The sequence below is a fragment of the Sanguibacter sp. 25GB23B1 genome (assembly GCF_040012415.1).
GTDB lineage: Bacteria > Actinomycetota > Actinomycetes > Actinomycetales > Cellulomonadaceae > Sanguibacter.
On the sequence record NZ_JBDYKL010000005.1, the window covers coordinates 26,603 to 47,535 of the forward strand.

A 20,933-nucleotide genomic window follows, 5' to 3' on the forward strand; every position below is an offset into this window, starting at 1 on the left:
GGATCCCATCGTCCGCCATGACGCGGCTCAGCGTCGGCGGCCGCCTGCTCCCTGCCGCCGCAGAGAGCTTCGAGCTCTGGCGGGCGCTCGCCGCTGACTCTGGCCACACGCTGACCATCACGTCGGCCTCTGACGCATTCCGCCCCTACGAGACTCAGGAGCGCACCTTTCTCGAGCGCTACACCACGACGCACCTGCCGCACCGACCGGTGAAGGTCTGGAACGGCCGAACCTATTTCCTCAAGACCGACCAGGCCACAGCCGCAGTCCCGGGCACGTCGAACCATGGGAAGGGTCTCGCGATCGACGTCCGCAACGCCGGACCGTTCACCGGACCGTTCTACCGCTGGATGGCCACAACAGGCCCGTCGCTCGGATGGTCCAACACCGAGGGGCGCTCGATCAACGAACCCTGGCACTGGGTCAACGACGGACGAGCACGAAGCGCTGTCGGCGGAGCCGCCGACGCCACCTCCACCACCACGTCCGAGGAGGACAACATGCCCAGCACCGAAGAGATCGTCGCCGGCCTGCTCAACGCAGGTCACCCCGAGTTCGCAGGCCGCACCCTAGGCCAGTTCCTCGGCCAGATCCGTATTGAGCTCAACACGTCCCGAGACCACCTCCAGGGCGTCATCCAGGGCGCGACGAGGTCGACCGCCACGGCGATCGTCGACGCCGTCCTCAACACCCCGATCCCACGCGGTGGCACGGTCGAGGGCCGCACCTCGCTCGCAGGACTCATCGCGTGGCACGACGACGGCACCCAACGCCTCCTCGACGGCCAGGCGGTCGGCGGCGACGTCGCCCCCGACGTCATCCGCACGGCCGTCACCGCATCCGTCGAGGCGGCACTCGCAGGACTCACCATCACACAGAAGGACTGATCCATGACCACCATCCGCCGCATCCTCGCCCTCGAGCCCGTCGCCGTCGCCACGGTCGTCCGGGCGTTCTTCCTGCTCCTCGCCGCGGCCGGTCTCACCGTCCCGGAAGACATCGCCACGGCCGTGCTCGCCACGGTCGCGGCGGCGTACGTGCTCGTCGAGGTCTCCACCGCCGCCTGGGCCCGATCGCAGGTCACCCCGACCGCACAGCACAGCGAGCCGTCCGCCACACCGGCGAACCGGTCCATAAAGGCTGTGGACTAGATAGGGGTCAGTCAAGTTTGTGTTCTTGACCCGGCCTCCCGGCCGTCCTCTTCCCGGGCCGTCCTGAGACGACGAAGGCCCGACTCCAACTCACCGTTGGAACCGGGCCGTTCGTGCTACCTGAGCCGCCTATCAGAATCGAACTGATGACCTTCTCATTACGAGTGAGACGCTCTACCGACTGAGCTAAGGCGGCCGGCTTCTCCTGGGCACGGAGCGTGTCACGAACCCAAGTGAAGAACCGCGCCTACTGTACCGACCGGATGGCGTTCACACCAAAACGAGGGCGCTCTGCCCCGCGTGAACCACGTCACGCCCTAGGCGCGTCCACGCGACCACGTCCAGACGGGTCAGCACAGGAGCCCGTCGTCGGGAACCGTCCCGTCGACGAAGTAGGTGTCGACCGCGTCGAGGATGCAGCTGTTCGAGGAGCCGTAGGCCGTGTGCCCCTCGCCCTCGAAGGTCACGAGAACGCCGGACTCGAGCTGCTCCGAGAGCCCCTCGGCCCAGACGTACGGGGTGGCCGGGTCGTTCGTCGTGCCGATGACGACGATCGGCGCCGCGCCCGTCGCGGCGAGGTCGAAGTCCTGCGCAACCTCGGGGTACGGCCAGTTCTTGCAGCCGAGCCCGCCGTAACCGAAGAACGAGCCCATCGTCGGCGCTGCCGCGACGATCTCCGCAGCCTCGGCGTCCATCGTCGCGCGATCCGTCTCGCCGCGACCGTCGAGGCAGCCGATCGCCCGGAACGCCTCGCCCTGGTTGTCGGAGTACGTCCCGTCGTCCTCGCGCGAGTTGTACGAGTCGGCGCTCTCGAGAAGCTCCGACCCGTCGCCCGCGACGATGGCCGTCTCGAGCGCCGTCGTGAGCATCGGCCACAGCGTCTGGGAGTACAGGGGCTGAGCGATCCCGTAGAACGCCTGGGTCTGCGTCAGAGGACGCTCGGAGTCGTCCGTCGGCAGCGGGTTGGCCAGCAGACCGTCGAGCAGCGCCTTGACCTGCGCCTTGCCCTCGGTGGCGTCCCCCGTCAACGGGCAGGCGCTGCCGGCCTGGCAGTCCTCGACGTACGCCGTCAGGGCGTTCTCGAAGCCGACCGCCTGCTGGAGGCTCTGCTCGTGGACCGTCAGGCGGAGGTCGATCGCGCCGTCGAGCACCATGCGGCCGACCTTCGCCGGGAAGATCCCCGCGTACGTCGCCCCGAGCTGGGTGCCGTAGGAGAAGCCGAGATAGTTGAGCTGCGCGTCACCGACCACGGCCCGGATGACGTCCATGTCGCGCGCCGAGCTCTGCGTGTCGATCTCGCCGAGGACCTCGCCCGTGTTGATCGCACACTGCTCCGCGACGAAGGTCGCGTCCGCCTCCATCGCCGCGAGACCGGCGTCGTCCGGCACGTAGGACTTCGCGTTGTAGACGTCCTTCTCCTCGTCCGTCAGGCACGTGACGGGGCTCGACTCGCCCACGCCACGCGGGTCGAAGCCGAGGATGTCGTAGCTCTCCAGGAGCGGGTCACCGAACATGAAGGGCGCGTAGGCGACGAAGTCGATGCCGGAACCGCCCGGCCCGCCCGGGTTGATGAGGACGGTGCCGAGCTTCTCCCCCTCGGCGGGGTGACGCTTGACCCCGATGGTGATCGAGCCGTCGGCCGGCGCATCCCAGTCGAGCGGGACGGTCACGTCGGCACACTCGAAGCCCGAGCCGCAGCCGTCCCACGCGACGTCCTGCTCGTAGTACTCAAGGAGCTCCGCCGGGATGTCGTCGGCGGGAACGCTCGGGCTGTCCGTCGGCGACGGGTCACCGCCGGCGGTGACCGCAGCCTGCTCCTTGGGCTCCGGCGAGGAGCACCCCGCCACCACGAGAGACGCGCCCGCGAGGACCGCAGCGAGGCTCGCCCACCGGACCGGACCTGCCGCTCGACGTCGAGGAGAAGGGCCGGCAGGCACGGTCGGGTCGTTCGCAGCGAGGATCACGGGACTAAAACTAGCCAAAGAACCTGGTGATCGACACCCAGCACCATGGGTACTTCGGTCTATCGCATCTACGACTCTCGGCTCAACCCTGCGGCCGCAGGGCGATGGCCATGGCCTCGAGAGCGAGGACCGGGGAGACGTTGCCCGCGAGCCGGGTCCGCGCGACGCCGATCGCGTCCATCCGCCGGACCGTCTGCTCGGCGGTGGACTCCTCCGCGAGCGACTGCACGGTCTCGGCGAGCTCGACGTTGACGAGGTCGACCGTCGCGCCGAGCTGCACCACGAGCACGTCCCGGTACAGCGAGAGAAGATCGATCATCGCGCGGTCGAGGACGTCCCGCTGCCGCCGGGTCGCCCGCCTCTTCTGGTCGTCCTCGAGCTGCTTCACCTGCGACCGGAGCGCCGGGGTGAGGCCCTGCCCCGACTCGGCCCCGAGAGCGCGGAGCAGTGCCGCCTTCTCGTCGCCGTCCCGCTCCTCGGTGGCCGCCTTGGCCTCCGCCTGCGACACCTCGACGAGCTCACCGGCCGCGATGACCGCGTCGGGCACACCCCGGATGCTCCGCGCGATGGCGAGCACCGACGTGCGGCGGTCGCGCGCCCCCGCGTCGCGGGCGAGACGCCGCGCGAGGCCGATGTGCGACTGCGCTGCGCGCGCCGCCGCGATGGCCACCTGAGGGGCGATGCCATCGCGCGACTCGAGCAGAGCAGCGACAGCCTCGACGGGCGGCACCCGCAACGACACACCGCGGCACCGCGACCGGATGGTCACCATGACGTCCTGCGGGCTCGGCGCGCACAGGAGCCACACGGTGCGCGGCGGCGGCTCCTCGATCGCCTTGAGGAGAACGTTCGTGGTGCGCTCCGCCATGCGGTCCGCGTCCTCCACGAGGATGACGCGCCACCGACCCTGCGACGGCGTCCGCGACGCGACGCCGATGAGGGCACGCACCTCGTCGATCGCGATGGTCACCTTCTCCGTGGCGACCACGGTGAGGTCGGCGTGGGTGCCCGACAGGGTCGTCGTGCACGCGTGGCACTCCCCGCAGCCGCCCCGCTCGCACTGCAGCGCCGCCGCGAAGGCGCGTGCCGCGTTCGAGCGGCCCGAGCCGGGCGGGCCGGTCAGGAGCCACGCGTGCGTCATCGCGCCCGGGTCCTCGATCGCACCGCGGAGCGTCTCGATCGCGGAGTCCTGCCCGACGACGTCGTCCCAGACGCTCACCGCGCCACCGCCAGGTCCAGACGGGACGTCACCGCGAGGCGGATCGTGTCGCGGATCGCCTCCTTCGAACGTGAGGCGTCGACGACGAGCCACCGCGCCGGGTCCTGCGCCGAGCGGTCGAGGAACGCCTGCCGGGTGCGCCGGTGGAACTCGTCACCCGCGCGCTCGAGGCGGTCGGGGGCGTCCGTCAGACGCGCGGCACCGACGGTGGGATCGAGGTCGAGCAGGATGGTCATGTGGGGCAGCAGCCCTTCGACCGCCCAGAGGGAGAGGTTCTCCACCTCGTCCGTCGCGAGGGCCCGACCGCCCGCCTGGTACGCCACGGACGAGTCGAGGTAACGGTCCGTGATGACGACGTCACCGCGCTCCAGCGCAGGCCGGACGACCGTCGCGACGTGGTGCGCGCGGTCCGCCGCGTAGAGGAGCGCCTCGGTGCGCGGGTCCATGTGGTCGCCGTGCAGCACCGCCTGGCGGAGCACGAGTCCGAGCTCGGTGCCACCGGGCTCGCGGGTCCACACCACCGCACGACCGGTGACGTCGCCGAGCCACTCGCCGAGCAGCCGCGACTGGGTCGACTTGCCGACGCCGTCACCGCCCTCGAAGGAGATGAAGATGCCGGCGGTCTCGAGTGGGTTCACACCGCTCAGCCTACGTGCGGGCAGTGACGCGAGCGGCCGTCCGCGGCACCCGGCAGCCAGGTTCTCGCCACAGCGCCACGGAGCTGCGGCGCGGGACCGCCGCTTAGGGTTGGGGCATGCTCACACCAGGATCCGCATTCGCCGGACGGACCTTCGACGCCATCCTGTTCGACATGGACGGGACGCTCATCAGCTCGATCGCCGCGGTCGACCGCAGCTGGGCGCGGTGGGCGGGAGAGCACGGGTTCGACCCGGCGACGTTCCGCATCTCCCACGGCACCCCTGCACGCACGCTCGTCGAGCGCCTCCTGCCCGCCGAGGCCGTCGACGCGGCCGTCGCCCGGATCGACGAGATCGAGATCGCCGACGTCGACGGCGTCCTCCTCCTGGAAGGAGCGGCAGACCTGCTCGCGGCTCTTCCAGCCGACCGGGTCGCGATCGTCACCTCGTGCACGCGCGACCTGGCCCGTGCCCGCATCGCGGCGGCGGGGATCGACGTCCCCGAGGTCGTCGTGACGGCCGACGACGTGGTGAACGGCAAGCCCGACCCCGAGCCCTTCGCGCTCGGCGCAGCGCGGCTCGGCCTCGACCCGTCCCGCTGCCTCGTGGTGGAGGACGCACCGGCGGGGCTCGCCTCCGGCCGGGCCGCCGGGTGCGCGACGCTCGCCGTGAGCGGGACGCACGAGCTCGACACGCTCGACGCCGACGCGCACGCCCCGAGCGTCGCCTCGGTGACCGTGCAGGTCGCCGCCGACGGCACACTGACGATCGTCGACCTCTAGCCCGTCACCCAGGACGCGCCATCCCCCGGGTCGTGCCGTCAGCCCAGGACGCCCGCCTGCCGGCCGGCAGCCACGACGCGGTCGGCGGCGAGCCGGACCTGTGTGAGCTCGTCGACGCTCATCCCGGTGCGTTCGACGACCTGGGCGGGGACGTCCTTGGCCTGCTCCCGGAGGGCACGGCCTGCCGTGGTGAGGGAGATGCTCATGACTCGAGCGTCGTCGACCGAGCGGGACTTGCGGACGTAGCCGAGCGCCTCGAGCCGAGCGACGAGCGGGGACAGCGTCCCGGGGTCGAGGTGCACGAGCCCGGCGAGCTCTGCCCCGGAGAGCGGGCCGCTCTCCCACAGCGCGAGCATGACGAGGTACTGCGGGTGGGTCAGGCGCAGCGGCTCGAGGATCGGCCGGTAGATGGCGACGAGCGCGCGCGCCGCGGCGGAGAGGGCGAAGCAGACCTGGGTCTCGAGCGAGAGCGGGTCGAGAACGGCCTCGGGGTCGCTCGCGCCCCGGTCCGGGGGTGATGACGTCACACCCCTCAGCCTAGGCGAGCCCGGTATGCTTGGTGCACCAATCATCTGGGAGCCGCGCTCCCGCAGTCATCACGCTGGAGGATGCCCATGCTCGGTCGCAAGCCCAAGCCTGCGAACGGCAAGACCCGCGGCATGCGCCTGACCGAAGGCCTGCTGCCCGTCTTCGGCCCCGCGCAGGTCGGCGACTCCACGGCACCCGTGCGACCCGCGAACGCTGCCGAGCGTCAGCGCGACGCCACCCTGCGCACGGAGCTCACGCGGGTCGTCGGGCCTGACGGCCACAGCTACGTCGTCGCGGTGCCCGTGGACGACACCGCCGCCGACGCCTGAGCATCACTCGCCGGGATAGACGACGCCGATCTGTGCGCGGACATCGTCCATGATCTCCATGAGCGCGAGCGTCTCGTCGAGCGTCATCCGCGGGCTCTCCGTGAGCCCTTCGGCGATGCACCGGGCGACCTCGGCAGCCTCGTACTGCTTGCCCTCCTCGTACGGGCGGCCTGCCTCGTCACGAGGGCGACCGTCATACTCCTGGACGAGGCCGGACGCGCTCGTCACCCTGAAGCTCGTCGGCACGAAGTACTGCTCCGCTACGTCGATGCGCCCCTCGGAGCCGACGATCGTGGCCACCGACGGAGACGCTGCGCGAACCGTGGTCGACAACGACGCGAGCGCCTCCTGGCCGTACCGCAAGACGATCGCGTCGTGGACGTCGACACCCGTGGGAGCGAGGAGTCCCGTGGCCCGGACCTCGTCGGGGAGACCGAGGAGGTCGACCGCGAACGAGAGCGGGTAGATCCCGAGGTCGAGCAGCACACCCCCCGCGAGCTCCGGGCGGTACATCCGGTGCTGGGCGTCGAACGGGCTCGCGACGTCGAATCCCGCGCGCAGCTCACGCACCTCGCCGATGTCGCCACGCGCGATGACGTCCCGGAGCGCCGCGACGTGCGGCAGGTGGCGCGTCATCATCGCCTCCATGCAGAAGACGCCCGCGCCCCGCGCCGCGTCGACGACCTGCCGCGCCTCGGTCGCGTTGCGCGTGAACGCCTTCTCGACGAGGACGTGCTTGCCCGCCCCGATCGCGAGGCGCGCGTGCTCGCGGTGGTGGGAGTGCGGGGTCGCGATGTACACGGCGTCGACGTCCGGGTCCGTCACGAGCTCCTCGTACGACCCGTACGCCCGCTCGATGCCGTGCTCGGCGGCGAACCGCACCGCCTTCGCGACGTCGCGCGAACCGGTCGCGATGACGCTGCCTGCCGTGTACCGCGCCACGGCGTCGGCGAACGAGCCGCCGATGTACCCGGCCCCGAGCACGCCCCAGCGCAGCGGGGGCGCCTCCATCGGGTCGGGGACCGCGTCGGTGAGGAGCGTGGTGGGTGCGGGCGGTGCAGTCATCGCGGCGAGCTCTCCCCCGGGTAGGCCAGACCGATCTGGCGACGGATCTCGTCCATCGACCGCATGACCTCGAGCGTGCCCTGCCAGGACATCCTCTCGGACTCGGTCTCGCCCGCGGTGATCCGGCGTGCGACCTCCGCGGCCTCGAACTCGAGCCCCTTGATCGCGGGGCGCTCGTACGTCACCGTCGAGCCGTCGAGCCGGACGACCCGGAACGAGCTCGGTCCGTAGAAGCTCCCGTCGACCTCGATGCGTCCGGCGGTACCGGAGATGGTCGCCGTCGTCGGAGTCTTGGCCCACAGCGTGGTGTGGAGGAGGGCCTGGACGTTGCCCGGGTACTCGAAGACCATCGAGATCTGACCGTCGACACCCGTGTCCGTCAGCTGCCCGACAGCGGTGATCGACTCCGGCACCCCGAGGAGGTCGTGGGCGAACGAGACCGGGTAGACCCCGAGGTCGAGCAGCGCGCCGCCCGCGAGGTCGCGGTTGACGAGACGGTGGTCCACGGGGACGTCGAAGAACTGTCCGTGGTCGGCGACGAGCGACACGACGTCACCGATCTCTCCCCGTGCGATCGCGGCGCGCAGCGCAGCGACGTGCGGGAGGAACCGCGTCCACATGGCCTCCATGACGAAGACACCCTGCTCGCGCGCTGCGGCGAAGACCTCCTCGGCCTCCGAGGCGTTGCGCGTGAAGGCCTTCTCGACGAGGACGTTCTTCCCGGCGCGGATAGCGAGGAGGGCGTGCTCATGGTGGTGCGAGTGCGGGGTCGCGACGTAGATCGCGTCGATCTCCGGGTCGGCGACGAGCGCCTCGTAGGTCGCGTGGATACGGACCGCTGCGGCGTCCGGTCCGAGGTTCGCGTCCGCGAAGGCCCGGGCGCGCTCAGGGTCGCGGGACCCGACCGCCACGACGTGGGACGACGTCCCCGTCGTCACGGCCTGCGCGAAGGTCGAGGCGATGCCGCCGGCGCCGAGGATCCCCCAGCGGATCGAGGGCGCGTCGTGCGGAGACGGCACGGAGCTGCGGGCTCCGACCGGACCGGTCGAGGCCGGCGACGCACCGTCCGACGTGGGTGGGGCAGGGACGTGCTGGGCGATCAGGGCTGCGCTGCTCTCGGTCATGCGTCCACGCTAGCCGACACCACCCACGATGCGTCGCGACGGTCCACAGCCACGGCGGGTCGCCGCCCCGGCCGCCGGGAGCGGCCGCTGCACACCGCGTCACCGCGCCGCAGCAGCCGCATGCCGTCGCTAGGCCGACGGCTTCTCGGCGGCCGGCTTCTTCGCGGCCGGCTTCTTCGCAGCGGGCTTCTTCGCAGCAGTCGTCTTCGCAGCAGCAGCGGTCTTGGCAGGTGCCTTCTTCGCCGGGGCCTTCTTCGCGGCAGCCTTCGTCGTCGTCCGCTTGACCGGAGTCTTCCCCCGCTTCTCGGCGAGGAGGTCGACGGCCTGCTCGTGGGTCATGCCCTCGATCGTCACGTCCTTCGGGAGGGTCCGGTTCGTCGTGCCGTCGGTGACGTACGCGCCGAAGCGGCCTTCCTTGATGACGATCGGCTTGCCCGACGTCGGGTCCTCACCCAGCTCCTTGAGCGGCGGTGCGGCCGTGGCGCCGCGACCACGCTTGGGCTGGGCGTAGATCTCGAGCGCCTCCGCGAGGGTCACGGTGAACATCGACTCCTCGCTCGGCAGCGTCCGGGAGTCGGTGCCGCGCTTGAGGTACGGGCCGTAGCGGCCGTTCTGCGCCGTGATCTCGACACCCGACTCCGGGTCCGTCCCCACCACGCGCGGCAGCGAGAGGAGCATGAGCGCATCGTCGAGCGTGACGGTCTGCACGGACATCGTCTTGAGCAGCGACGCGGTGCGCGGCTTGGGCAGCGCAGCCTTCGCGCGCTTGAGCGCGGCCGCCGAGAGGCCTTCCTCGAACTCGGGCTCGGGCAGCACCTCGGTGACGTACGGGCCGTAGCGCCCGGCCTTCGCGACGATCGTCGTCCCGGTGGCCGGGTCCTGGCCGAGCACGGTGTCACCGTCTCCCTGGGTCTCGAGCAGCTCGCGGGCCTTCGCCACCGTGAGCTCGTCCGGGGCGACCTCGTCCGGCACGGAGGCGCGCGGCGGGGTCTCCCCCTCCTTGACCTCGGCGGCGGTGTCCTCGATGTACGGGCCGTAGCGCCCGACGCGCAGCGTGATGCCCTCGCCGATCGCGATCGAGTTGATCTCGCGCGCGTCGATGTCGCCGAGGTCCTCGACGAGCTGGTGGAGCCCTTCGCCGTCCGCGCCGGCAGCAGGGTCGCCGAAGTAGAACGTCGTGAGCCACGCGACGCGGTCCATGTCGCCCGCCGCGATGGCGTCGAGGTCCGCCTCCATGCCCGCCGTGAAGTCGTAGTCGACGAGCTGGCTGAAGTGCTCCTCGAGGAGCCGGATGACGGCGAACGCGAGCCAGCTCGGCACGAGGGCCTGTCCGCGGTTGAGCACGTAGCCCCGGTCCTGGATGACCGAGATCGTCGACGCGTACGTCGAGGGGCGGCCGATGCCGCGCTCCTCGAGCGCCTTGACGAGGCTCGCCTCGGTGAAGCGCGGGGGCGCGGAGGTCGAGTGCCCGTCGGCGGCGAGGTCACGACCGTCGAGGGCGTCGCCCTCGGCCATCTGCGGCAGGCGGGCGTCCTCGGCCTTCTTCGTCTTGGCGTCGTCCGCGCCGCTCGCCTCGTCGCCGTAGCGCTCGGTGTCGCGCCCCTCCTCGTACGCGGCGAGGAAGCCGCGGAAGGTGATGACCGTGCCCGAGGCGGCGAAGACGGCCTCGGTGGTCCCGCTGCCGGCGGCGGCCTCGACGGCCAGGCGGACCGACGCGGTCGAACCGCGTGCGTCACCCATCTGCGACGCGACGGTGCGCTTCCAGATGAGCTCGTAGAGCTTGAACTGGTCGCCGCTGATCTCGCGCGAGACCTGTGCAGGCGTGCGGAAGGAGTCCCCGGCAGGGCGGATGGCCTCGTGGGCCTCCTGCGCACCCTTGTTCTTGGTCGAGTAGACGCGCGGAGCGTCCGGCACGTACTCGGGACCGTAGAGCTCGGCGGCCTGGCGACGAGCGGCGTCCGTCGCCTGGGCGGACAGCGACGGAGAGTCCGTACGCATGTAGGTGATGTAGCCGTTCTCGTACAGGCCCTGCGCGGTGCGCATCGCCTGGCGCGACGACATGCGCAGCTTGCGCGACGCCTCCTGCTGCAGCGTCGAGGTGGTGAACGGAGCGGCGGGACGACGCGTGTACGGCTTGGTCTCGAGGCTGCGGACCGCGGCCGGCTGGTTCTCGAGAGCCGTCACGAGAGCGCGCGCCGCGCTCTCGTCGAGGTGCACCACGCCCTTCGGTACCTTGAGCTCGCCGGCGTCCGAGAAGTCACGCCCGGAGGCGACGCGCGCTCCGTCGACCTGGACGAGCTTGGCGGTGAACCACTCCCCCGAGTCGGGCCCGGTGACCGTCGTGAATTCACCCGACACGTCCCAGTAGTTCGCCGTGACGAAGGCCATCCGCTCGCGCTCACGCTCGACGACGAGGCGCGTCGCGACGGACTGCACACGACCGGCAGACAGGCCCTGACGAACCTTGCGCCACAGGACCGGGGACACCTCGTAGCCGTAGAGACGGTCGAGGATGCGGCGGGTCTCCTGCGCGTCGACGAGGCGGTCGTCGAGCTCGCGGGTGTTCTCCAGCGCACGGTGGATCGCCTCGCGCGTGATCTCGTGGAACACCATGCGCTTGACCGGGACCTTGGGCTTGAGCTCCTGGAGCAGGTGCCACGCGATGGCCTCGCCCTCGCGGTCCTCGTCTGTTGCGAGGTAGAGCTCGTCTGCGCTCTTCAGAGCCTTCTTCAGCTCGGCGACCTTCTTCTTCTTGTCCGCGTAGACCTCGTAGTACGGCTCGAAGCCGTCGTCGACGTTCACGGCGAACTTGCCGAAGGGGCCCTTCTTCATGTCCGGGGGCATGTCCGAGGGCTGGGGCAGGTCCCGGATGTGCCCGACGCTCGCCTCGACCTCGTACTCGTCGCCGAGATAGCCGGCGATCGTGCGCGCCTTGGCGGGCGACTCCACGATGACGAGTTTGCGACCAGCGGACATTCAAGGCCTGCTTCCATGACGAGGTCGTGCTGAGCATGACGGACGGTTCTTCGGCAGCCTACGGCCTCCGCGAAACCCCGTCACACCGAGGCGGCGGTCACCGGGGGCGTGCGACACCCTGGCGCAGGCCGAGGAGGAGGGCGAAGACGAGAGCCGTCACGGCGACGACCCCACCGGCTCCACCGACGTACGCGATGAACCCGGTCCGGTCGTTCGAGGCGGCCTCGCCGGACACGACGGCAGCCGTCTCGACGAACGCCCACCCGGCGATCGCACCGGCAGCCACACCCAGGACGGCGAGCAGCGCGACGGTGAGAGCCGTCGACGACGAGTGGCCCGGACGGCCGCGGCCGTCGACGGTGGAGCGGTCGGGCAGCGGGTCGAGCGACGACTCGGACGAGAAGGCGCACACGAGAGCGCCCCACGCGAGGACGACGAGCATCGCCGCGATGACGTCGCTCGGCCGGTGCCACTGGCCCACGAGCGTCGAGATGCCGGTCGCGACCGTGTACGCGGCACCGCAGAGCGCCACGAGCGGGCGCATCCGCCGCGGGACGGCCAGCACGACAGCCACCGAGACGGAGGCGGCGACGGTCGTGTGGCCGCTCGGCAGGCTGTTCCCCCACGCGTCGTAGCCGAGGTCCGGTCGCTCGAGCACGACCTTCTTGAGCAGCTGCGTGGTGAGGTTCGCTCCCGCGACGAGCGCGACGACCTGGCCCGCGAGGTTCCACCGCCTCCGCACGAGCGCGATCCCCACGGCGACGACGAGGCCGATGACGACGAAGGAGATCGACACGACGTCGAGCACCGGCTCGGCGACGACCCAGAGCTTGCCACGGCCGTACGTCGCGCCGTCGAAGGCCGTCTGGTCGAGCGCCTGACCCGTGGTCGACCCGACGAAGTAGCGCCACACGGCGATCGTCGCGACCGCCGAGACCGCCGCGAGGAGGACGGCCCACACCCGCAGACCGCGCGGGACGCCCCTGGACGCACCGGTGCCGTCGGCAGGAGGTTCTGGCGTGACCACGGGCGGCGTGACCGGGCGTGGCGAAGGGTCGAGACTCACGGGTGCAACGGTATGCCAGGCGTGTGGTGATTCCGCGAAGGGCGCGTCGACGTGGTGGACGGAGACGGCTCAGTCCGCTGCTGCGCGCTCGAGGAGCCCGTCCCGGACGAGCCCGCGCACCGCCGGGAGGAGCTCAGCGGCCAGATCGCCGGTCGAGACGTCGAAGATCGACGCGATCGCCCCGACGATCTGGCCGACGGACAGCTCGCCGTCGCACGCGCCCACGAGGGCCGCGAGCGAGGTCGACGCGTGGATCGCCCGGCCCGTCCCGCCACCCTGCCGGAGGATGACGACGCTCGGGTCGCTCGCACCCGGTGTGTAGAAGCGTTCCTCGGAGACGTCTCCCGCGACGACGAGCCGCTCGTCGGCCAGCGACGCGTCGCTCCGCGCGACGAGCCAGTCGTGCGCGGCGAGGCTGCGGGCGACGAACGTGCCGAGCGGCTGCTCGAGCGCGCCGCTGTGCTCCTCGAGGCGCCGGAGGGTCGGGCGAGCACCGTCGAGCGGGCGCCGCAGGGTCACGAAGCCGAAGCCGATCCCCTCGACGTCCCGCGATGCGAAGTCGTCGAGCCACGCCCCGTACGCCTCGGCCCACGGCCCGGGCTCGCGCTCCGGGGTGGTGCCGCCGTCACGGATCCACAGCTCGGCGTACTCCGCCGGGTCCTGCACCTCGCGCTGGACGACCCAGCCGTCGAGACCGGACTCGTCGAGCCACTGCCCCACCCGGTCCGTCCACGGCTCGCCGCGCCGGTGCTCCCAGTTCCCGAGCAGCTGGGCGACCCCGCCCGGGGCCAGGACCTGCCCGACGCTCGTCACGAGGTCGCGGACGAGGTCGTCACCGGCACGGCCGCCGTCTCGGTACTCATACGTGGGGATGCCGGTGGCGCTCGAGACAGCACCGAGGGTGCGCGGTGTGATGACGAACGGCGGGTTCGACACGACGAGGTCGAAGAGCTCGCCCGCGACCGGCTCGAGCATCGACCCGAGGCGCAGGTCGAGAGCGACGCCGTCGAGGGCGGCGTTGAACGCGGCGAACCGGAGGGCGCGCGCCGAGATGTCCGTGCCCACCACCTCGTGGGCGTGGCGCGACGCGTGCAGCGCCTGGACGCCGCACCCCGTCCCGAGATCGAGCACCCGGTCACGCGGGGTGCGCACCGTCACCTGCGCGAGCGTCGTCGACGCACCACCGGCCCCGAGCACGTGGTCGGCGGCGAGCCTGCGGCCCGTCATCGTCTCGCCGAGGTCGGACGCGAGCCACCAGTCGACCGGTCCGCCCGCGTCCGCCGCGGCGTACGGTCGCAGGTCCACGCGCGCCCGGACCCCGTCGTCGGAGCCGTGGCCCGCGACCTCGACGAGGCCGAGACGGGCCGCACCGTCGGTCCCGAGCGTGGGGAGGGCGGCGTCGAGCACAGCCGACGTCACCTCGACGCCGAGGACGAACAGCCGCGTGAGCACCGCACGACCGTCCTGGGCACCGGTCGTCGCCCGGAGCGCGGGCAGGGTCTGCTCACGGTGCAGCGCGGACGCCGCGACCGGACCGAGCTCGGCCTCGATGCCGTCGACGGTGAAGTCGCTCGTGCCCAGGTCGGCTCGGAGCGCGTCGACGAGCACCCTGTCCGTGCCGGGGACCGCGAGGAGAGGGGCCTGGAGGGAGGTCGTCGTGAGCGCTGAGCGCAGCGAGGGGTCCGGCGTGGTCATGCGTCCATGATTCCACCGCGGTCAGCAGTGCTCGGCGACGTAGGCGTCAATGACCTCGCCGGCCTCGACCACCTCCGGGTCGACGAGGGCGTCCGTCCTGGTCCTCACCTCGTCGGCGCCCGCTCGCGTCGTGACGTCGGCGTCGCGGAGCGTCTGGAGGAGGTCCGCGAGCGGGGCGACGACCGCTCGCCACTGCTCGGCGATCTCCTCCGGCGCGGTCACCGACCCGAGAGCGGTGACGGCGTCGACCGCGGCGTCGAGCGAGGGGTCCCCGGCCGACCGGTTCCCGAGGTCGGTGAGGTCGAGCTCCCCGAGCACGGTCCCGTCGGCGAGAGAGGCCGCGCTCGCGCAGAAGCCGGCGACGTCCGCGATGCTGCCGGGGCCGGCGGAACCGGCAGGATCAGTGGGCGGGGTGCGGTCCGGGGCGGTGGCACAGGCGCCGAGGAGCAGCGTGGCTGCCGCGACCCCGGCCGCAGCCCGTCCCGGTCTCCTCGAGCGGCTCATCGTCGGTGCGCTCCTCGTGGGTCAGGCACCGCGCTCGTCGGAGCCGGCGGGAGAGCGAACGAGGCCGCCCCTGGGAGGGACGGCCTCGTTCGTGTCGGCGACCGACGGGACGGTGGTCCCGAGCGGTCAGGCCTCGCAGTTCTCGTCGAGGTAGGTCTCGATGTTGTCGCTGGACTCCTGGATCGCGTCCTCGTCCATGTCGGCCGTGACCTCTTCCATCTCCTCCATCGCGGTGTCGGACTCCATGTCGATGTCAGACAGGGCCTCGAGGTAGGTGTGCATGGCCTCGGTGGTGGTCTCCCAGTCGTCCGCGATGTCGCTGGGCGGGTCGATCTCGTCGATGCGCTCGAGGGCGGTGTCGTAGACGGCCGCGACATCGTCCTCGCTCTCGCCGTCGAGGTCGTCGAGGAAAGAACCGTCGACGATGGCTCCCGCGTCCTCGCAGAAGGCCTCGACGTCTCCGCCGTCGCTGCCGCACCCGGCGAGGAGCGTCGCGACGAGGACTGCGACGCCCGACGCAGCGACAAGAGACTTTCGGTTCATGTGAGTTGTCATGCCGCAATAGTGGGTGCTGGCTGGAGAGCGGTGCAACTCACGAGGAGGGGTACAAGTCCCCATGGTCGCCCCGACCGTGCCGCTCCCGCGCGTCGGGAGGCCTGCGACCTCTCCAGTTCACCCACGGGGCCGGGGCGCCGGTGGGACAGCAGGAACGGGCTCGTCCGCCCCTAGCGTCGTCGCAGCTCAGCCAGGATCGGGAAGTGGTCGCTGCCGCGCAGCGCCGCCGGCGTGCGCACCGTCGCGACGCTCACGACCTCGATGTCCTGCCCCACGAGCACGGCGTCGATCCGCCGGCGCGGACGGGCGACGGAGAACGTCGGGTCCTGCGCGCCCGGCTCGCTCGAGTCCAGGGCCGCGTCCCGCAGGTGCTCCCCCAGGGCAGCCCAGCTCGGACCGTCCGGCGTCTCGTTGAGGTCCCCGACGAGGACGCAGCGCTGGGGCCCGAGCCGCTCGACGACCCCCTGGAGCTGACGACAGTGGTCAGCGCGCTCCCGGGCGTCGAGACCGAGGTGGACGGACAGCACCGCGACGGCTCCTGTGTCGACGAGCGCATAGCCGCGCCGCGTCGGCCAGACGAGCCGCGCCCTGCGGTACCACCACTTCCAGCGCAGCGGCCGTCCGCTCGCCCGCACGACGCCCGCCGCGAGGTCCGCCCGCACGAAGAGCGCGGTCGTGAACGAGCCGGACGGGCCGCCGCCAGCGACGACGCACGTCATCCCCGCGCGCTGCGCGAGCCGGCGCATCCGCCGCCGGCCCGTCGGGTGCCGGGTGGCCTCCTGGAGCGCGACGACGTCCGCGCCCGACTCCCGCAGGACCGCGAGGACGGCGTCCTCGTCGACCTTGAGCTCCTTGATGTTGTAGCTGAGCACCCGGATGTCTGCCGCCATGCGCCTCAGGCTAGGGCCTGCTCGCCGTCGGCGCGTTCTCTCACAGCGCACGCGCCGCACCACCCCGCGGGACGTGCTGGTGTGTAGCGTGATCCGAGACGCCGGCTCGACCGGCCCGACGAGACGAGGTCGACGATGGGTGAGGTCCTTCCCCTGGGTACGCGTCCCCGGACGATCGAGCCGTTGCTGCGCCACGTGGTGGGACACGTGCTGCGCACGACCCGCACGGACCAGGACCGCACGCTGGCCGACGTCGCCGCGGTCGCGGGCGTCTCCGTGCAGTACCTCTCCGAGATCGAGCGCGGACGCAAGGAGCCCTCGTCCGAGGTGCTCGCCGCCGTCGCGGGAGCACTCGGCCTCCGGCTGGTCGACCTCGCTGCCCGGATCCACCACGACCTCACGGCGCGCGGCCGTCTCGACCTGACGGCCGACAGGCACCTCGACCTCACCTCGGGCACGAGCGGTGCGCCGGTGCGAGACGTCGCCGGCGACCGGTCAGGGGCCTGGGGCGGGCCGGTCCTGCTGGCCGCCTGACCGGGCCGCCGTTCACGCGGCGCGGGCCGTCACCAGCTTGCGGTCGGTGATGATCGAGTCGGCGAGACCATAGTCCACGGCTTCTGCCGCCGTGAAGATCTTGTCGCGGTCCGTGTCGACGCGCAGCCGCTCGACGCTCTGCCCCGTGTGGAGGCTGAGGACGTCCTCGACCTCGGAGCGGATGCGCAGGAGCTCCTGCGCCTGCAGCGCCAGGTCGGAGACGGTCCCGCGACCGCCGGAGGACGGCTGGTGCAGGAGCACCCGTGCGTGCCGGAGCACGAAGCGCTGCCCGGGAGTCCCCGCAGCGAAGAGCACCGCCGCGGACGACGCGGCCTGGCCCATGCAGATCGTCGTGATGGACGGGCGGACGAACTGCATCGTGTCGTAGATGGCGAGCATCGCCGTCGCGGAGCCGCCGGGCGAGTTGATGTACAGCCCGATGTCCGTCTCGGGGCTGCTCGACTCGAGGTGCAGCAGCTGCGCCATGACGACGTTCGCGACGCCGTCGTCGATCTCGGTGCCGAGGAAGATGATGCGCTCGGAGAGCAGCCGGCTGAAGACGTCGAACGCCCGCTCGCCTGTCGGCGTGCTCTCGACGACCGTGGGGATCATGTACTGGGTCGATGCTGCGTGGGACATGGTTGTCACACCCCCATGCCGACGCGGGACGACGGGCCTGCCGGTCGCACGTCGTCGAGCGTCTGGACGACCGCGTCGAGCATGCCGTACTCGCGCGCCTGCTCGGCGGTGAACCAGCGGTCCCGGTCGCTGTCCGTCGCGATCGTGGCGGCGCTCTGGCCTGTCGCCCGGGCGAGGAGCTCGTGCATGAGGCTCTTGGTGTACTCGAGGTTCTCGACCTGGATGGCGATGTCCATCGCCGTCCCCTCGATGCCGGCCGACGGCTGGTGCATCATGATCCGGGCGTGCGGGAGGCTGAACCGCTTGCCCCGCGTCCCCGAGCAGAGCAGGAACTGCCCCATGCTCGCGGCGAAGCCCATCGCGAGCGTCGACACGTCGTTGGGGATGAGGCGCATCGTGTCGTAGATCGCCATCCCCGCCGAGAACGATCCCCCGGGCGAGTTGATGTACAGGCTGATGTCGCGGCGTGGGTCCTCGGCGGAGAGGAGCAGCAGCTCCGCACAGATGCGGTTCGCGACCGCGTCGTCGACCTCCTGCCCCAGGACGACGATCCGTTGGTGCAGGAGCCGCGCGGCCAGCTGGTCGTCGAACGACCCGGCGGACCCGGCCCGGGTGTCCTGCAGGGATGGTGTGTCGTGACGCATGCGCGTCCTCCTCGGCTCGGAGCTGAGCACCCGTCGGGTGCGGGCCCTCGTCGAGGGCTCACGACCACGGTGCCCGAGCCCGGGCCGCGTGGGGCCTGGCTCTGCCCGGGGCAGATCTGCCGTGGGCAGACGAGCCGCGCCGAGCGGGCGCTCAGACCGGGAGGCGCGGGTCAGCGTCGCTCGGTGACGTCCTCCGTCGCCGTCACGGACGGCTCCTCCACCGGGAGCTTCACCGGCTCCGGGTGGGCGAGGTGCGCTGCACGGTGGGTCGGGTCGTGGTCGGGCATCGGGGCCTCGTCGGCGGTCTCGGCGTCGATGCGGGCCACGCGCAGGCGCGAGGCGATGATCGCGCCGAACGCGATCGCGGTCGCGACGACGGCGACACCGATGCGCAGCGTGTGGTTGGCGTCGGCGGGGACGCTCATCGCGACGACGGCCGGGGCGATGAGGAGCGCGACGAGGTTCATCACCTTGATCAGTGGGTTGATGGCCGGGCCGGCGGTGTCCTTGAACGGGTCGCCGACGGTGTCGCCGATGACGACGGCCTCGTGGGCGGGCGAACCCTTTCCGCCGTAGTGGCCGTCCTCGATGATCTTCTTCGCGTTGTCCCAGGAGCCGCCGGAGTTCGCGAGGAAGACGGCCATGAGGACGCCGGCCCCGATGGCACCGGCGAGGAAGCCTGCGAGCGGGCCGACGCCCAGGCCGAAGCCGACGGCGATCGGCGCGAACGCCGCGAGGAGGCCGGGGGTGGCGAGCTCGCGCAAGGAGTCACGGGTGCAGATGTCGACGACCTTGCCGTACTCGGGTCGCTCGTCGAAGGTCATGATGCCCGGGTGCTCGCGGAACTGGCGACGGACCTCGAAGACGATCGCGCCGGCAGCACGGGTCACGGCGTCGATGAGCAGCCCGGAGAAGAGGAACACCGTGGCCCCACCGAGGATGACGCCCACGAGGGTGACGGGCGAGATGATCTCGAAGCTGAGCATGGACGCGACGATCCCGTCCGAGACCGCCGGGTCGGCGATGTCGCGCAGCGCCCCCTCGACGGCGTCCGCGTACGAGCCGAAGAGTGCCGTCGCGGCGAGGACGGCGGTCGCGATCGCGATGCCCTTCGTGATCGCCTTGGTCGTGTTGCCGACGGCGTCGAGGTCGGTGAGCACCTGCGCGCCGGCCTCGTCGACGTCTCCGGACATCTCCGCGATGCCCTGGGCGTTGTCGGAGACGGGACCGAACGTGTCCATCGCGACGATGACGCCGACGGTCGTCAGCAGGCCGCAGCCCGCGAGCGCGATGAGGAAGAGCGCCAGCCACACGGAGCCGCCGGCGAGGAGGAACGCGCCGCAGATCGCGGCCGCGATGATGCCCGACGTGTAGACGGCCGACTCGAAGCCGACACCGATGCCGGACAGGACGACGGTCGCGGCCCCCGTCCGGGAGGTGGCGGCGACGTGGAGGGTCGGTTTGGAGGTCGTCCCCGTGAAGTAGCCGGTGACCCAGAGGATGACGCCGGCGAGGACCACCCCGATGAGGACGGCGAGGCTGGCGAGCACGCGCGGGTCGCTCGTGACGTCGGCGAGGCCGGCGCTCTCCGGGGAGTCGACGAAGGAGGACGGGAGGTAGACGAACGCGGCGACCGCGGCGAGCGCGGCACCGAGGAGCGCGGAGACGTAGAAGCCCCGGTAGATCGCACGCAGCCCGCTCTCGCTCCCCCGCACCCGGGTGATGAGCACCCCGACGAGGGCGACGAACGCGCCCATGGCGGTGACGATGAGCGGGAAGACGAGCCCGACCTCGCCCATGGTCGCCTTCCCGAGGATGAGGGCGGCGACGAGCATGACGGCGTAGGACTCGAAGAGGTCCGCGGCCATGCCGGCGCAGTCGCCCACGTTGTCGCCGACGTTGTCCGCGATGGTCGCGGCGTTGCGCGGGTCGTCCTCGGGGATGCCCTGCTCGACCTTGCCGACGAGGTCGGCACCGACGTCGGCCGCCTTGGTGAAGATGCCGCCGCCGACCCGCATGAACATCGCGAGGAGCGCAGCACCGAAGCCGAAGCCCTCGAGGACCGACGGCGCGTCGCCGCGGTAGACGAGCACGACGCCCGCGGCGCCGAGCAGGCCCAGGCCGACGACGGACATGCCCACGACCCCGCCGGTGCGGATCGCGATGCGCGCGCCTTCCGCCCGGGCGCCGGGATGCATCGCGGCCGCGGCGACGCGGAGGTTCGCGCGGACCGCGAGCGACATCCCGAGGTACCCGATGGAGGCGGAGAAGCCGGCGCCGACGAGGAACGCGACCGACCGGCCGACGCGGATCCCCGTGTCGCCGGGGAGGAGGAACAGGAGCCCGAACACGATGACCGCGAACAGGGCGAGGGTGCGGAACTGGCGGTTGAGGTAGGCGGACGCGCCTTCCTGGATGGCTCGCGCGATGTCCTGCATCTTCGGGGTGCCGTCCCCTGCGGCGAGCACCTGTCTGCGCATGAAGAACGCGAGGACGAGGCATGCGAGGCCGACGAGGCCGATCACGCTGACGATCGTGATGCTGGCAGAACCCAGTTCGAGCATCCGTCCTCCTTGACGACTGCGGAACCCTGACCTGCACCTCGGCGAAGGTGACGACGGTCACAGGGC

At 71.6% G+C, this 20,933-nt stretch carries 20 protein-coding genes and 1 tRNA gene; 5 read left to right on the forward strand and 16 right to left on the reverse strand.

Annotation, left to right across the window (positions count from 1 at the left end):
* Nucleotides 1–17: 17 nt before the first annotated feature.
* Together ABKW26_RS04740 and ABKW26_RS04745 are read left to right on the forward strand one after the other, a co-directional pair.
* The gene (locus ABKW26_RS04740) at nt 18–887 is read left to right on the forward strand and encodes a M15 family metallopeptidase (RefSeq protein WP_348591319.1); all 870 of its coding nucleotides are present in this window, start codon (nt 18–20) and stop codon (nt 885–887) included.
* 3 nt (nt 888–890) lie between these two features.
* Nucleotides 891–1,151, forward strand: a complete 261-nt coding sequence (locus ABKW26_RS04745) for a hypothetical protein (RefSeq protein WP_348591321.1) — start codon at nt 891–893, stop codon at nt 1,149–1,151.
* 123 nt (nt 1,152–1,274) lie between these two features.
* On the opposite strand, the gene ABKW26_RS04750 is transcribed toward ABKW26_RS04745, so the two are convergent.
* The 4 genes from ABKW26_RS04750 to tmk form a co-directional block, all read right to left on the reverse strand.
* Nucleotides 1,275–1,347: transfer RNA gene (locus ABKW26_RS04750), tRNA-Thr, on the reverse strand.
* A gap of 154 nt (nt 1,348–1,501) precedes the next feature.
* A complete protein-coding gene (locus ABKW26_RS04755) occupies nt 1,502–3,115 on the reverse strand; it encodes an alpha/beta hydrolase (RefSeq protein WP_348591323.1) in 1,614 nt (537 codons plus the stop codon).
* An 82-nt stretch (nt 3,116–3,197) separates the two neighbouring features.
* The gene (locus ABKW26_RS04760; protein ID WP_348591325.1) at nt 3,198–4,334 is read right to left on the reverse strand and encodes a DNA polymerase III subunit delta'; all 1,137 of its coding nucleotides are present in this window, start codon (nt 4,332–4,334) and stop codon (nt 3,198–3,200) included.
* Nucleotides 4,331–4,972: a dTMP kinase gene (tmk, locus tag ABKW26_RS04765; RefSeq protein WP_348591327.1), complete on the reverse strand. Its 642-nt coding sequence runs from the start codon at nt 4,970–4,972 to the stop codon at nt 4,331–4,333. The genes ABKW26_RS04760 and tmk overlap by 4 nt, the downstream gene beginning before the upstream one ends.
* Before the next feature lie 116 nt (nt 4,973–5,088).
* Between tmk and ABKW26_RS04770 the strand changes: the two genes are divergently transcribed.
* Nucleotides 5,089–5,754, forward strand: a complete 666-nt coding sequence (locus ABKW26_RS04770) for an HAD-IA family hydrolase (RefSeq protein WP_348591328.1) — start codon at nt 5,089–5,091, stop codon at nt 5,752–5,754.
* A gap of 38 nt (nt 5,755–5,792) precedes the next feature.
* Here ABKW26_RS04770 and ABKW26_RS04775 read toward each other — a convergent pair whose 3' ends face one another.
* A complete protein-coding gene (locus ABKW26_RS04775) occupies nt 5,793–6,281 on the reverse strand; it encodes a MarR family transcriptional regulator (RefSeq protein ID WP_348591330.1) in 489 nt (162 codons plus the stop codon).
* Between the two features lie 87 nt (nt 6,282–6,368).
* Between ABKW26_RS04775 and ABKW26_RS04780 the strand changes: the two genes are divergently transcribed.
* The gene (locus ABKW26_RS04780) at nt 6,369–6,611 is read left to right on the forward strand and encodes a hypothetical protein (RefSeq protein ID WP_348591332.1); all 243 of its coding nucleotides are present in this window, start codon (nt 6,369–6,371) and stop codon (nt 6,609–6,611) included.
* A gap of 3 nt (nt 6,612–6,614) precedes the next feature.
* Here the strand turns inward: ABKW26_RS04780 and ABKW26_RS04785 are convergent, their stop codons facing one another.
* From ABKW26_RS04785 to ABKW26_RS04820, 8 genes are all read right to left on the reverse strand, one after another.
* Entirely contained in the window at nt 6,615–7,676 is a 1,062-nt protein-coding gene (locus ABKW26_RS04785; protein WP_348591334.1) for a Gfo/Idh/MocA family oxidoreductase, read from the reverse strand.
* A complete protein-coding gene (locus ABKW26_RS04790; protein ID WP_348591336.1) occupies nt 7,673–8,800 on the reverse strand; it encodes a Gfo/Idh/MocA family oxidoreductase in 1,128 nt (375 codons plus the stop codon). The genes ABKW26_RS04785 and ABKW26_RS04790 overlap by 4 nt, the downstream gene beginning before the upstream one ends.
* A 129-nt stretch (nt 8,801–8,929) precedes the next feature.
* Nucleotides 8,930–11,776 (reverse strand): type I DNA topoisomerase, encoded by a 2,847-nt coding sequence (gene topA / locus ABKW26_RS04795; protein WP_348591338.1) that lies wholly within the window; start codon nt 11,774–11,776, stop codon nt 8,930–8,932.
* A gap of 97 nt (nt 11,777–11,873) precedes the next feature.
* The gene (locus tag ABKW26_RS04800; protein WP_348591340.1) at nt 11,874–12,842 is read right to left on the reverse strand and encodes a phosphatase PAP2 family protein; all 969 of its coding nucleotides are present in this window, start codon (nt 12,840–12,842) and stop codon (nt 11,874–11,876) included.
* 69 nt (nt 12,843–12,911) lie between these two features.
* Entirely contained in the window at nt 12,912–14,537 is a 1,626-nt protein-coding gene (locus tag ABKW26_RS04805; RefSeq protein WP_348591342.1) for a methyltransferase, read from the reverse strand.
* 21 nt (nt 14,538–14,558) lie between these two features.
* Nucleotides 14,559–15,041: a hypothetical protein gene (locus ABKW26_RS04810; RefSeq protein ID WP_348591344.1), complete on the reverse strand. Its 483-nt coding sequence runs from the start codon at nt 15,039–15,041 to the stop codon at nt 14,559–14,561.
* Between the two features lie 126 nt (nt 15,042–15,167).
* Nucleotides 15,168–15,596 carry a hypothetical protein gene (locus ABKW26_RS04815; protein ID WP_348591346.1) on the reverse strand — a complete coding sequence of 143 codons (429 nt, stop codon included), beginning with the start codon at nt 15,594–15,596 and terminating at the stop codon, nt 15,168–15,170.
* 170 nt (nt 15,597–15,766) lie between these two features.
* Entirely contained in the window at nt 15,767–16,486 is a 720-nt protein-coding gene (locus ABKW26_RS04820) for an endonuclease/exonuclease/phosphatase family protein (RefSeq protein WP_348591348.1), read from the reverse strand.
* 135 nt (nt 16,487–16,621) lie between these two features.
* On the opposite strand from ABKW26_RS04820, the gene ABKW26_RS04825 reads away from it, so the two are divergent.
* Nucleotides 16,622–17,020 carry a helix-turn-helix transcriptional regulator gene (locus ABKW26_RS04825; RefSeq protein ID WP_348591349.1) on the forward strand — a complete coding sequence of 133 codons (399 nt, stop codon included), beginning with the start codon at nt 16,622–16,624 and terminating at the stop codon, nt 17,018–17,020.
* Nucleotides 17,021–17,032: 12 nt separating this feature from the next.
* On the opposite strand, the gene ABKW26_RS04830 is transcribed toward ABKW26_RS04825, so the two are convergent.
* The 3 genes from ABKW26_RS04830 to ABKW26_RS04840 all read right to left on the reverse strand — a co-directional run bounded on the left by ABKW26_RS04830 (nt 17,033) and on the right by ABKW26_RS04840 (nt 20,867).
* The gene (locus ABKW26_RS04830; RefSeq protein WP_348591351.1) at nt 17,033–17,659 is read right to left on the reverse strand and encodes an ATP-dependent Clp protease proteolytic subunit; all 627 of its coding nucleotides are present in this window, start codon (nt 17,657–17,659) and stop codon (nt 17,033–17,035) included.
* A 5-nt stretch (nt 17,660–17,664) separates the two neighbouring features.
* On the reverse strand, nt 17,665–18,303 hold the full coding sequence (locus ABKW26_RS04835; protein ID WP_348591353.1) for an ATP-dependent Clp protease proteolytic subunit: 639 nt from the start codon (nt 18,301–18,303) through the stop codon (nt 17,665–17,667).
* Nucleotides 18,304–18,473: 170 nt separating this feature from the next.
* Nucleotides 18,474–20,867, reverse strand: a complete 2,394-nt coding sequence (locus tag ABKW26_RS04840) for a sodium-translocating pyrophosphatase (protein ID WP_348591355.1) — start codon at nt 20,865–20,867, stop codon at nt 18,474–18,476.
* Between the last annotated feature and the right edge of the window lie 66 nt (nt 20,868–20,933).

Coding starts and splice junctions, on each gene's coding strand:
- ABKW26_RS04840 (WP_348591355.1), bottom strand. CDS start 20,867: ATGCTCGAACTGGGTTCTGCCAGCATCACGATCGTCAGCGTGATCGGC.
- ABKW26_RS04815 (WP_348591346.1), bottom strand. CDS start 15,596: ATGACAACTCACATGAACCGAAAGTCTCTTGTCGCTGCGTCGGGCGTC.
- ABKW26_RS04770 (WP_348591328.1), top strand. CDS start 5,089: ATGCTCACACCAGGATCCGCATTCGCCGGACGGACCTTCGACGCCATC.
- ABKW26_RS04825 (WP_348591349.1), top strand. CDS start 16,622: ATGGGTGAGGTCCTTCCCCTGGGTACGCGTCCCCGGACGATCGAGCCG.
- ABKW26_RS04785 (WP_348591334.1), bottom strand. CDS start 7,676: ATGACTGCACCGCCCGCACCCACCACGCTCCTCACCGACGCGGTCCCC.
- ABKW26_RS04790 (WP_348591336.1), bottom strand. CDS start 8,800: ATGACCGAGAGCAGCGCAGCCCTGATCGCCCAGCACGTCCCTGCCCCA.
- ABKW26_RS04820 (WP_348591348.1), bottom strand. CDS start 16,486: ATGGCGGCAGACATCCGGGTGCTCAGCTACAACATCAAGGAGCTCAAG.
- ABKW26_RS04780 (WP_348591332.1), top strand. CDS start 6,369: ATGCTCGGTCGCAAGCCCAAGCCTGCGAACGGCAAGACCCGCGGCATG.
- ABKW26_RS04835 (WP_348591353.1), bottom strand. CDS start 18,303: ATGCGTCACGACACACCATCCCTGCAGGACACCCGGGCCGGGTCCGCC.
- ABKW26_RS04745 (WP_348591321.1), top strand. CDS start 891: ATGACCACCATCCGCCGCATCCTCGCCCTCGAGCCCGTCGCCGTCGCC.
- ABKW26_RS04830 (WP_348591351.1), bottom strand. CDS start 17,659: ATGTCCCACGCAGCATCGACCCAGTACATGATCCCCACGGTCGTCGAG.
- ABKW26_RS04810 (WP_348591344.1), bottom strand. CDS start 15,041: ATGAGCCGCTCGAGGAGACCGGGACGGGCTGCGGCCGGGGTCGCGGCA.
- ABKW26_RS04740 (WP_348591319.1), top strand. CDS start 18: ATGACGCGGCTCAGCGTCGGCGGCCGCCTGCTCCCTGCCGCCGCAGAG.
- topA (WP_348591338.1), bottom strand. CDS start 11,776: ATGTCCGCTGGTCGCAAACTCGTCATCGTGGAGTCGCCCGCCAAGGCG.
- ABKW26_RS04805 (WP_348591342.1), bottom strand. CDS start 14,537: ATGACCACGCCGGACCCCTCGCTGCGCTCAGCGCTCACGACGACCTCC.